Annotated in this window: 9 protein-coding genes; 3 read left to right on the top strand and 6 right to left on the bottom strand. The window is 47.4% G+C overall.

From position 1 onward, the window contains the following. Positions 1-41: 41 nt before the first annotated feature. Entirely contained in the window at positions 42-1,853 is a 1,812-nt protein-coding gene (locus tag DF182_RS27420) for a type VI secretion system Vgr family protein (RefSeq protein ID WP_113618948.1), read from the bottom strand. Between the two features lie 254 nt (positions 1,854-2,107). Here DF182_RS27420 and DF182_RS27415 point away from each other — a divergent pair, with 254 nt between their 5' ends. Genes DF182_RS27415 through DF182_RS27405 form a run of 3 tightly spaced genes read left to right on the top strand, consistent with a single transcriptional unit; the run spans position 2,108 to position 3,869 of the window. After that, the gene (locus tag DF182_RS27415; protein ID WP_113618947.1) at positions 2,108-2,497 is read left to right on the top strand and encodes a hypothetical protein; all 390 of its coding nucleotides are present in this window, start codon (positions 2,108-2,110) and stop codon (positions 2,495-2,497) included. A gap of 9 nt (positions 2,498-2,506) precedes the next feature. After that, a complete protein-coding gene (locus DF182_RS27410; protein WP_113618946.1) occupies positions 2,507-3,052 on the top strand; it encodes a hypothetical protein in 546 nt (181 codons plus the stop codon). A 1-nt stretch (position 3,053) separates the two neighbouring features. Further along, positions 3,054-3,869: a hypothetical protein gene (locus DF182_RS27405; protein ID WP_113618945.1), complete on the top strand. Its 816-nt coding sequence runs from the start codon at positions 3,054-3,056 to the stop codon at positions 3,867-3,869. A 60-nt stretch (positions 3,870-3,929) separates the two neighbouring features. On the opposite strand, the gene DF182_RS27400 is transcribed toward DF182_RS27405, so the two are convergent. The 5 genes from DF182_RS27400 to DF182_RS27380 all read right to left on the bottom strand — a co-directional run bounded on the left by DF182_RS27400 (position 3,930) and on the right by DF182_RS27380 (position 12,048). After that, positions 3,930-5,066 (bottom strand): efflux RND transporter periplasmic adaptor subunit, encoded by a 1,137-nt coding sequence (locus tag DF182_RS27400; RefSeq protein ID WP_113618944.1) that lies wholly within the window; start codon positions 5,064-5,066, stop codon positions 3,930-3,932. Positions 5,067-5,125: 59 nt separating this feature from the next. Next, positions 5,126-8,398, bottom strand: coding sequence for an efflux RND transporter permease subunit (locus DF182_RS27395; RefSeq protein WP_113618943.1), 3,273 nt, complete (start codon positions 8,396-8,398; stop codon positions 5,126-5,128). Positions 8,399-8,469: 71 nt separating this feature from the next. Beyond that, positions 8,470-9,930 carry a TolC family protein gene (locus DF182_RS27390; RefSeq protein ID WP_245957574.1) on the bottom strand — a complete coding sequence of 487 codons (1,461 nt, stop codon included), beginning with the start codon at positions 9,928-9,930 and terminating at the stop codon, positions 8,470-8,472. A 127-nt stretch (positions 9,931-10,057) separates the two neighbouring features. Beyond that, positions 10,058-11,368 carry a sensor histidine kinase gene (locus tag DF182_RS27385; RefSeq protein ID WP_113618942.1) on the bottom strand — a complete coding sequence of 437 codons (1,311 nt, stop codon included), beginning with the start codon at positions 11,366-11,368 and terminating at the stop codon, positions 10,058-10,060. Then, a complete protein-coding gene (locus DF182_RS27380; protein WP_113618941.1) occupies positions 11,365-12,048 on the bottom strand; it encodes a response regulator transcription factor in 684 nt (227 codons plus the stop codon). The genes DF182_RS27385 and DF182_RS27380 overlap by 4 nt, the downstream gene beginning before the upstream one ends. Between the last annotated feature and the right edge of the window lie 304 nt (positions 12,049-12,352).

Genomic DNA, 12,352 nt, shown 5'->3' with positions numbered 1-12,352 from the left:
CTAAAGTCCTGGGCTATATTTGATTTATTTGGGAGCTGAGATTAGCCTTTTGAGATCTTGACCATTTTGTTGCCTTGCAGGATGGTGGTACCGCTGCCGATGATTTTGATATCACCGAGGGTGGTATACATGCTCATGGTGGCAGAACGCATTTTCATAGCATCCAGGGCTGTTTGTGTAATATCTTCATGAGCTTCTTCACTGATGTTGGTGGCTGTCAGCGTATAGTCATCAACGGCAGTCACCTTCACATCGGCGCCGGCGGTAGTTTCCACGTTTTTGCCTGCGTCTACACTTACGTTTTCTGAAGCTTTGAGATTAATATTTTTGGCGGTGAGATTAATAGACTCCAACGCGGTGATATGGATATTTTTTCCGGCGGTATCCAGTTGGATGACGTTGCCGTTTTTATCGGTGATGGTAATACTTTCGGCGCCGTCGGCATCATCGAGGCGGATGGTATGGCCGCTGCGGGTACGGATGGCTTTGATATTGTTCTGAGGATCACCGTAGTCCGTTTTGGCGTCACCGTTATAGGCGGTGCCCATCACATAGGGAGCTTCCGGATTACCATTTTCGAAGCCTATCCATACTTCTTCGCCGAGTTCGGGCACAAAATAAAACCCTTTACCGCTGCCGCCATGGGGAGCGATAAGTCTGATCCAGGGTGTGGAGCCTTGTTGCTGCCAGCGGAAGCGGGCACGGATGCGGCCCAGCCCTTTGGGGTCGTTGTTGTCGGTAACGATGGCGCTTTGTGGCTCACAGCCGGCCAGGGGCTGCAGATTGATTTCAGGCATGGCTGTATCTGCAGGGATGGCTTCAAATGTATTTTTATACAGGCCGTTTTCCGTACACATATGTTCCAGGCGCGTTACTACAAACTGGCCGTGATTGGCGGTGCCGAATACACTTTCATTGATGGAGATGATATCGCCTATACGCAGGGCTGTATGCTGACTGGTACCTTTGAGCACCACCATACGGGCCTGGCGTCCTTTTTTCTGCAGGAGGGTAAAGTCGTCCACTGTTTCCTTAGCGGCACTGTCGAAGCCGTGATTCAGCTTGTGCAAGGATGTTTTGCGATATAAGCGGTCGCTCACGTCCTGCATATGGGCGGAATACTGGTTCATTTTTCCGGAGGGCTGTGCAGTGGTTTCATTTTCCACTACCTGGTTGCGGCGGTATTCATAGCCTGTAAACCGGGTATTGTTGGGCTGTACTTCCAGACCGAGGTCAAAATCGACCAGGTCTACCTGATGGGTCAGGGAAGTTTCCTGCGGGCTATAGTTGCCGAATACGATTTTTTGTCCGTCGTAGAAATACCATTCGCCATAGCGGGCAGCCAGGCGTTCCAGGAAATGCTGGGTGGTTTCCTTGTATTGTACGATATATTTCAGTGCTTCAGTGGTGGAAGGATTGATGGATGGGGAGCTGCAGTAGGGACTGGCTCCTTTCATCGCCTGAGATACGATCTCCTGCAGGGATTTCATTTCAAAGCTGGCGATATGGGGATCGTCTTCCAGCAGAATGGTGGGGCTATATCCCTTAACGATACAGAAGCCATGGGTGCCATCACTTTCCTTGCCGGCGTTGATGCCAGTCACGATCCCGTTGAATTGCAGCGGCTTATAAGTCCCTGGCGCAGCTACGGGTTCAATGGTAATGCTGATTTCCTTTCCGAGGAATTCCCTGCCGGCGGTGAACAGGCCTTTGCCGAGCTGGGAGAGCCAGTCATAACCAATCAATATCTCAAATGTGTGATGTCCCTGAATGGTCTGCGACAGCTGCAGGGAATGAAAAGAGGAAAAGCGACTTTCGCCGATGGTAAAGGTGGTCCGGGTGTATAAAGACATGTTAACGCAGGATTAAACTGATGAATGATTGCAGGTTACTGACAACGGGTTAAGACAAATATCTGGTCATAGTAAAGAAATGGTTTAGTCAAATAACATCCTATTGCTTTGGAGTCCTAAGATAAGTCATTTAAAATAATTAAAATCACATTAAGAATAAATATAATCATTATTTGTTAATACGGATAAATTAGGATGTCATAAACAGATCTTTTCCGATCAAAATGCATATTGCTTTTACAATATGATCATCCATGGATAAGGACCCTGTTTTTCAGTTCAGCGAATACTTCGATAATGACTTTTTACAGGAACTATATGAGAACAACATTTCATACGCGATAGGCTTATTTGAAATATTCTGTGAGATAACCGCTCCTGATTTAATCAGTATCAGCCTGCATGTGGAGGCTGCAAACTGGGACCGGGTGAGGTTCCATCTGCACAAACTGGACCCCAACCCGAGTATGGTAGGACTACTACCGCTTTCTCACCAGATTCAGCAACTGGAAACCAAACTTATATTTCAGGATACCGATACAGCGGTTACCGATTTCTATAACATACAATCTGCTTTATTAGCAGCCATACCCTATGTCCGTGAGGAAATAAACAGAATGAAATTATTTGTCGCCGGCCATTAAAAATAGCATATGGACCTATTAAAGTTATGTACAACAGCTATCAATAGCACAACTTCCATTTTCACAACTGTCTTTAAAACGTTGAGTAAACGGAAAACCATAGAACGACAGGAGAAAAGCGAAAAAAACAAACTGGTAAGTACTTACATTTTAAACACCAGTACAACCCACATCAATCAATTAGACGAAACCCTGCGGCAGTATATATCTATTGTACAACGCATCAAGGACCAGTTGCGGGTATACATTTACACTTCCCATAACATGAGCAGAAGCAGAAAACTATCTGCCCTGTACCAGCTCCGGGAGGAACTCATCAACACCTATTCCGGCTCCAGGCACTATTTTGACAGTACGCCCTATGGTGGTCATGCTCATATTGTAAAAAGCAGCCTGCTTAACATCATGCTCACGCTTGAATCATCTATGGAATATAATCCGGAAGATTTACTGGATGCTATTAACCTCATTTCAGCCGACCAGGACCTACTGAGCAAAGGTATTAGCAGGTCTGTTCACCAAATGCGCCAATCGCTGGAGCAAAGCCATTTATAACATGCGTATCCTTTGTTTTTATCCTGGTAAAAATCCAGGTCCTTATATCAGTTATTTTATCGAAAAAAAACAGCAGGACCTTCATCTGTTCCAGTCTCATCGTAACATCATCCAACAATGTCCTTCCGGTCGGTTCGACCTGGCAATACTGGAGTGCAATGATCAGTCATGGAGACAACTCCGGAGGCTCAGAAAAATGACATCGGCCCTCCGGATATACCAGCCCGGCTGTACGATCATGATACACCGCTTCCCTTCCAATCCTGATCTGACGTTATACAGAGAGATTCCAAAAGCGTTATACGATTTTGCACTGGAAGGCTTTTCGGAGAATCCTGCCCCTCCTGACCTCTTCCGCATGTTGTTAGCCAAAAGAAAACAACGGTTATTCAATAAATGGATGATCACGTCCCTGAAAGGAATGATCGGAATAGGAGACAGAATCAATGAACTCATCTCAAATCATATGAAGGAAAGAGGAATACAAGCTACCATCATCGAGGTAACGGACGATTTCGAGTCATTGTTTCAGGACCAGATGCCAGATTTTGTAATACTCCATTGTCATAACCGAAAAGGAGATTTTGGTATTATCAACAGGGCTACACATATGATCCGCCGTATTCATCCTGATTGTCTTATTTACATCACCTGTTACTCGAATGCCATCCTGCATTATTATGAAACATACAAGTTAGATGAATACTGTTGTGATCAAATACTGACGCTGGATGCCGATACAAAATTATCCCTATTCATGCAGCAACTGCGCCAGGATCTTGCCCTTTCGTATTTACGGCCTGCTTTTCAGTCATAAAAAAGCCCCCATGCAACTGCATGAGGGCTGATAAAATATACCAGTGTAAGTTCCGGGCTGTTATTTAATGCCTGTCACGTTGATATGTTTGATAACTGAACTGTCTCTGATTTCCTCACTGGCTATTTTAATGACGGTATCATTGATGGATAGGTCGCCAAATACTTCGGTCTGATCATCTGCCTTGCGGCCTGTTTTTACCGGCACCCATACGGCTTTGCTATTCACTACCTTGATCACATATACGCCCTGGGTGGAATTGAGCACTGCTTTGGAAGGCACTACAAAAGCCTTGTCGCTGCCGGTGAGCGGGATCGCTACTTCAGCTACCATACCGGGCAGCAGTTTTTTCTCTTCGTTGGTCACGTCCATCTCGATACTCTGAGAACGCAGTCTTTCATCGAGGGCACCGGACAGCCTGCTCACTTTGGCGGTAAACACGTCGTTTGGCAGGGACTTGGTAGTGAATTTCACTTCACTGCTATGACTGAGATAACTATTGTATGCTTCAGGGATGCTTACCACCAGACGGAGTTTTTTCTGCTCCTGCAGGGTGAATATCGGCATATCAGAGCCTTTACCCGCAGGGCCCACATAAGCGCCGGCACTCACATTTCTTTTGCTGATAACACCATTGAACGGCGCTCTGATCTCCAGGTAGTTTCGGGTATCTCCCACTTCGCGGTAAGATGCTTTGGCCGCCTCCAGCTGTGCCAGGTCTGACTTCTGTTTGGCGAAAGCGATATCGAGGTCGTTCTGTGAAACGGTACCGGGGGTTTTGCTGGTCTCCAGCAAACGGTCGTATGTAGCTTTGCTAGACAGGTAGATAGCTTCCTGGGATTTGAGTCTGGACTCAGCTCCGGAGAGCTGGGAGTTCAGCTCGGGTGCTTCCATGGTCACCAGCAGCTGGCCAGCCTTCACTTCACTACCTACATCTACATATAATTTTCTGACGAAGCTGCTCACTTTAGCGTATAGGTCTACCCGTTGGAAAGCCACCAATTCACCTGGAATTTTTATTGAAGATGACAGTTGTCCCTGTTGCAGGGTGAAGGCTTCCAGGGCCGGAGCGGCAGCTGCAGCTCCTTCCTTGTGCTCCTTGTCATCCCTGGCCTCTGAAGAGCCACAGCTTTGCAGGGCGGCAGCAGACACGCCAACGGATAAAAATATGAGGGCAAATTTTGATGCTGGTTTCATAAAACGATTTTTATTTCCTGTGATTCTCATGGTATTATTTATACTGACTGCTTTTCCGGTTATGCTTTCATGGGAATAAAATGTATACTTTCTTCATCTTCCGGATCAAGCGAAACACTTTGTGTAGTGGCTTTTCCCTGTCCCCAGGCAAATGCCAGCGGTAAAATAAACAGGGCTGCGAAAGTAGAGGCAATCAGCCCTCCTACTACAGCACGACCCAGTGGTGATGACTGGTCGCCGGCTTCACCCAGCCCACTGGCCATCGGGATCATACCTACCACCATGGCCAATGCTGTCATCGCAATAGGACGCATACGCAGTGCAGCCGCTTCTTTGGCCGATACCAGCGCATTACCGTTGGTCTTCCTGATCTGCTCTGCATTGGTGATCAACAGTACGGCATTGGAGATAGATACCCCTACCGACATGATCATACCCATGTAGGATTGCAGGTTCAGCGTAGAACCGGTCATCATCAGCAGTGATAAAGACCCCAGCAGTACAGCCGGCACAGTGGCCAATACGATCGCAGATACTTTAAACGACTGGAAGTTGGCCGCCAGCATCAGGAATATCACTACTACCGCTACCATCAGACCACTCTGCAAACTGCCCAGGGTATCACCGAGCGTACTGCTCAACCCGATCAGCTCAACATTTAGCCCACGTGGCAACTCACCCAGGGAGTTAATGGCTTTCTGCACATCTTTAGATGCATCACCCAGGTCTTTTTTATTCAGATTAGCCGTTACCGTTAGTATCGGCAGGGCGCCCAGGTTGTCATTTTCTCCATAGGTGGTTTCAGGACTGATAGAAGCCACATCGCTCAGAATAGGTCTGGATGAATTCTTCAGCAAAGGTATCTCTCCTATGTCATTTTGAGAAGCCAGTTTATTTTCCGGCACCTGTACCTGTACGTTGTAGCTCAGTCCGGCTTTTTCATCTACCCAGATATTTTTTTCTGTCAGCCTGGAAGAGGATGTGCTGGCAATGAGTGAGCGGGACACGTCCCCTACGTCTACACCCAGCTGTGCCGCCCTTACCCTGTCGATATTGATGTTGAGCGCGGGGTAGTTAACAGACTGCCCAAGCTGTACATCACGCAGGTAAGGGATCTCCTTCAGCTTCGCCACCATTTTCCTTGCGTACTCTTCGTTCACCTTTTTATTTCTTCCGGCAAAACGTACCTCGATAGGTGTAGGTGAGCCCTGGCTCAATATTTTATCGGTCAGCTCGATGGGTTCGAAAGAGAGTTTCATGACAGGGTCTATCTTATTTACCCGGTCTCTGATCTTATCTTTCAGCTCGTCGAGATTGGTATGATAATCTTCTTTTAAGGCCACCTGCACTACTGATTCATGAGGGCCTGCCATCCAGAGGAAGATAGGTGCCGTAGAGAACAGCTGCGGGTGTGTACCCACAAATGCGGAGGTGATGGACACATTTTCTTTACCAACGATATCGTTGACCGCATTGACTACCTCTATCGTTTTTTTCTCTGTTTCCTCGATGCGGGTACCATCCGGCTGGCGCAGCCTTACCTGGAACTGGCCACCATTTACTTTAGGCAGTACGTCCCTTCCGATGAGGCCCATCTGGAAAACTACGATCAGTCCGACGATGAGCAGGTAAGCGGTTACGATTACTTTTCGGTAAGGCATCATGCGATCTATAAAGCGGAGGTAACGGGCACGTATCCTTTCGAAACGGCTGATTTTTCCGTCACGGTTGCTGTCTTCCCTTTCCACCAAAGCTTTTTTCTGGCCCCAGGTATTGCCTTCTCCTTCGGCGGTAAGGCCACCGGCTGCAAACTCTTCCTGGTCGGTCATTACAGAACCGTCTTTCTTTTTGTGGTGTTTGGTTTTCATGATCCAGTTGGCCATCACCGGTACAAAAGTTTGTGCCAGGAAATAAGACACGACCATGCTGAAACCGATAGCCAGTGCCAGTGGCAGGAACAGAGAGCCGGGTATGCCGCCCATGGTAAAGGCAGGCGCAAATACGGCCAGGATACAGAAGAGAATGAGCAGTTTAGGGAAAGCGATCTCCTTACAAGCATCCCAGATGGCCAGGGACTTGGGTTTGCCGAGGTCCAGGTGCTGGTGGATATTTTCGATCGTCACGGTACTTTCATCTACCAGAATACCGATGGCCAGTGCCAGGCCGCTCAGGGTCATGATATTGATCGTTTGACCAAAGAGGCTCAGGAAGAGGATACCGGAGATGATGGACGTAGGGATGGTGAGGATAACGATCAGCGCGCCGCGGGCATCTCCAAGGAACAACAACACCATTAAACCGGTGAGGATCGCGCCGATCACACCCTCAGACAACAGGCTTTTCACGGAATTGATCACATAGGTGGACTGGTCAAATTCGTAGCTCAGTTTCACATCTTCGGGCAGCTGGGCTTGTATTTTGGGCATTGCCTTTTTCAAATTCTGTACTACTTCCCAGGTAGAGGCATCGGCTGCTTTGGCGATGCTGATATACACAGAGCGTTTGCCGTTGATCAATGCATAGCTGGTGCTCACGTCGGCACCGTCTTCTACTGAGGCCACATCACGGAGGTACAGGTTCTGTACTCCGTTTTTAAATAAGGGAATATCTTCAAAATCCTTTATGTTTTTGATAGTGGTATTGGTGGGGGTAATATAGTTTTTGCTACCAATGCGCACGTTCCCGGAGGGAGCGGTCTGGTTATTGAGGCGCAGGGCTTCTACCAGCTGGTCTGGTGTCATATTATGGGAGCGCAGCAGCTCCGGGTCTGCCTTGATCACGACTGTACGCAGGTTACCACCAAAGGGAGTAGAACCAACCAGACCGGGGATAGAGGTAAAGGACGAACGTACGTATACGTTGGCCATATCGAGCAGTTCGTTGTTGCTGCGTTTGTCACTGCTGAGTACCAGTTGTCCTACCGGCAAGGTGGAGGCGTCGAAACGTATGATGAAAGGCGGATTGGAGCCAGGTGGAAAGATGGCCTGGATACGGTTGGAAAAGGCGCTCACCTCAGCAGCAGCCTGGGCCATGTTGGTACCCGGATAGAAGTTGATTTTGATCAGCGTCAATCCTTGTATGTTCTTCGTTTCCACACTTTTCACCCCGTTTACAAACAACAGGATATTGATATATTGTTTACCGAAGAAAGATTCCATCTGGGTGGCAGTGTAACCACCAAATGGATGCGAGAGATAAATCACCGGCATGTCCAGCTTCGGGAAGATATCAATTTTGATCGTGGTGACCGCTTTGATACCGAAGAAGAACAGTGCCGCCACCATCACCAGGATAGTGATGGGTTTACGAAGTGCGAAACGAATAAGGTTCATACTATCTGTTTATGAAATGTCATTTGTCTATGGCCGACGGTTATTATATGCCGGCCACCTATATCCAACCGTTAGAGTTCTTTTTGAAACAGGTTAAAATCACCGGAGGCAGAAGCTTTCAGGAGCAGGGCCTGCCACACGTTGCTGTAGGCGATGTCTCTGTCTGTTTCTGCTCTGATGAGCACATACAGCGCCTGTGTCACATCTACCAGATTGGTAAGTCCGTTGCGGTAGAGGACAGATTTCTGCAGGTAAGCGTCTGATGCGGCTTTTACCTGTGCAGGCACTTCCCGGTAATTGTCGAGGGCATTGGCAATTTTGGTATCCGACAGTTGCAGTTGAGCACGCAGCTGTTGCCCTGTCAGATCGTATTCTGCCTGTAACCCTGTACTGATCTGCTTCTGTGCTCTCACTTGCTTTGCGATACGCAGCGGCTGTGTGAGGTTCCAGGTAACGCCAACGCCTATCAGATAATTGGTGCGGGTAGGTTTTACGCCATCCCAGTATCCCTGCGTATAGGCGTCTGATTTCAGCGGACCATATCCCTGCTCAAAACCGGAGCCTCTTGTCTGCAGCACGCCCACCAGTGAAAACACAGGATAGCTGAAGGTTTTGTAGTATTTGGATTGTTCGTCGCTCAGCGCGATACGGCTTTTGTACCATTGCATCAGAGGATGGTTTTGTACATCGGTGGTATCGTTGAGGAATGCCGGCACACGGGACACAAAAAAGGTATCGAGGCTGAAACTGGCTGGAGGCACACCCATCAGCTGGGCCAGCAGATTGGATTGTGTCTGTTCAAAGTCGATGGCTCTGGTGAGTGCGATCTTTGCACTGGACACTTCAGCATTGGCCTGTGAGGAATCCACACCGGCACTCAGTCCGTTTTTTACGCGGGTGACTACCACCTGCCGGAAGGTGTCTGCCCTGCTCAGGTTTTTCTGATAAGACAGTGTCAGCTTCTGTGCTGCTACCAGATTTAAATAAGCAGCTGCCACCTTCACTTCGTGCTGGAAGATTTCCTGGTGCCAGTCTTTGCTGTCACGGTCGGCCACCGCCTGGGCTGTTTTGATCTTTTCCTTGGCGCGGCCAAAAGCAAAGAAGTCCCAGTTAATATTAGTCAGGTATAAACTACCGAAGGCGGCATTCCAGTTCTGGTCGGGCATAGCAGCACCGGAAGAGGCAACGCCTAATCCGCCAAAGCCGTACAGTGGCCCGTTCTGGCCGTTGATGGTACCGTAGTTCTGTTGCGCTGATACGTTCAGATTAGGGAGGTAGTCCCGTTTGGCTTGTTCCACACTCGTTTTGGAAGCTGCTGCATAGCTGGATTTGGCCTTAATGGTACCATAATTATTTACAGCCGTTTGTATAGCATCCTTGAGGGTCAGTACCTGCTGTGCTTTTGCGGGTGTTGCAAACACACCGGCCAGCAAAAGCAGGATCAGCCATCGTTTATTTCCAATCATGTAGGGAGAATTTTGCAGCATGGTATAACTAAAGTTGATATTCCGGATACAAAATGACTCCATCATTTTGAAGCAATTTTGAAGTAGTCAACTTTTGTTACCAAAAAGCAAAAAAAGAAAGGAGGGGCCCGTTAAAAGCCCCTCCTGTACTAACTTTCAGACCATCTACAAATATGGTGGCCAGTGAATATTTTTATGCGGATTGCATTTCGGCCGCTTCAAATTTATCTTGTGCCGCTTCATTGATCACACTATCCGGACAGAAATCTACCTGTAGAATATGTAACGGCGCTTTGTAGTGGTAGGACACGCGGAAGTCGCAGACCTCACAGATCTGTTTGACGATAGCCAGCCCCAGCCCTACGCTTTCGCTGCATTGGTTGCTTTTACGGAAACGTTCGAACAGCTCTTCCGGCGGGGTTTCCGGCGGCAAGCCCGTATTTTTAATCACCAGCTTTTTATGAGTGAGAATGAGCTCGATGGTACCGTCCTGTATATTATGCCGGATAGCGTTGCCCAGGAGATTATTCATGAGCATATCCGCCAGTACAGGATGTATTTTCAGCAGGATGTTTTTATCCAAATCCCGCTTCACCTGAATGTTCTTCATTTCCAGGCGGTCTTCGTAGGCAGCTAATACATCTCTTGCCACGCGGCAGAATTTGATATGCTCTGAAACTACAAACTCATTATTTTCCAGCTTGGACAACAATATCAGTGAGCGGTTGATTTTGGAAAGTTTCTCCACAGCATGATGCATATCGGCTATCAGCGCTGCCTGACCTTCATCAATATCTGATTCGCTGAGTAGTTCCAGCTTGCCCCTCAACACCGCCAGTGGTGTTTGCAGCTCATGGGAGGCATTTTCACTGAATTCCTTTACAGCGGTATATTCATCTACGGCCTTGTCTGTCATTTTCTTCAGGAACGTGTTGAGTTCTTTGAACTCCACTGTATTGGTTTCCGGGAAGGCAATTTTCTTTTTCAGGTCGAAGCCGTGGATTTTTTTCATGGTCTGCCGCAGCGTATGCAGAATATGCTGTGACAGAAAACGGGCGGAGAGACCTACACAAAGGACGATCAGCAGCAGTTTCCAGGCCACAGTATCCAGAATGGCGTTGAGTATCTGACGGGAAGCCGGAATATAATTGGAAGAGGAAACCTCGTAATGTTTACCGTTGACGGTATAATAGGAGTTGACCGTAAGCCTGCTTTCAAGGCTGTGGCGGTTACCATCCGGGTCGGGGTCTTTTCTGATGAGCACACTATCATTGGGTAGCGCTGCCAGCTGTGTTACCACGGTTGGGGAGGTATCCCTCAACTGACCGGGTGCAACGCCATTTCCCAACCGGGCGGCAGTATGTTCGTTCACTGCTTTCAACCGCGCTATTTCCACATCATCAATCTTCTTCTCTATATTATTCAAACAAATATAGGAAGTGATAGGCGTTGTAATCACGATCACACTGATAAACCACAAGGTGAACTTATCGACCAGCTTCATGTTTTGGAAGAATTAAATTTATAACCAAGGCCGTATACCGTATCTATATAATCTGCTCCGTTCGCTGCGCTTATTTTCTTGCGAAGATTCTTAATATGCTGATATACGAAGTCAAAATTAGCCAAATTATCGGTATAGTCGCCCCAGAGATGCGTGGCGATGGACTGCCGGGACAGGACCCTGTTTTTGTTGACCACCAGATACAACAGCAGGTCAAACTCTTTGCGGGTGATGTCCAGCAGACTGCCGTGCACGGTTGCCTCCAGCGTATCGGTGTTCAGCGTGATCTCATTGAAAGTGACGATGTTACTGCCTGACAGCTGTTTACGGCGATAGATAGCCCTGAGACGGGCATGCAGTTCTGGCAGGTGAAATGGTTTGGTGATATAGTCGTCTCCCCCACCTTCCAGGCCGCGGATCTTATCATCCATGGCATCTTTGGCCGAAATAATAAGTACGCCGCTCTGAATACCCTTTTCTTTCATGAATTTCAGCAGCTCCAGCCCATTACCATCGGGCAGCATAATATCCAGCAATACACAATCGTAAGAATACAGCAGTAATTTCTCCTGTGCCTCATCAAAACAATATGCCAGCTCACAGATATATCCTTCCCTTACCAGAAAATCGTGAATACTGCTGGCTATTTCCTTATTATCTTCTACAACTAACACCTTCATAACTGTGATACCGAAAGTTGTTCTTTTGATGTATGCTGATGCTCCTGATGTGCGAAGATCAGCATGGTTTTAAAATATTGATAAAGTGCTAATTTATGGTAGAAATTTGAAGCAATCTTGAACTGTGATGGGTATGATAATGCAAATCTTCCTGATAAGTGAAGATCATATATTTTTTTATTTTATTTATTTTAATGCTTAATTAATTACGTTAAATAACATTATTATTACAAGTAAATCGTTACAAAACCAGGGCGAATTTTTTATATTCGCATTGATCAAACGCTCATCAGGAGCATCATGG

This window comes from Chitinophaga flava (assembly GCF_003308995.1).
In the GTDB taxonomy this organism is placed as follows: domain Bacteria; phylum Bacteroidota; class Bacteroidia; order Chitinophagales; family Chitinophagaceae; genus Chitinophaga; species Chitinophaga flava.
The sequence above is the reverse complement of the archived record's forward strand: the minus strand, read 5'-3'. Positions and strand labels throughout refer to the sequence as shown.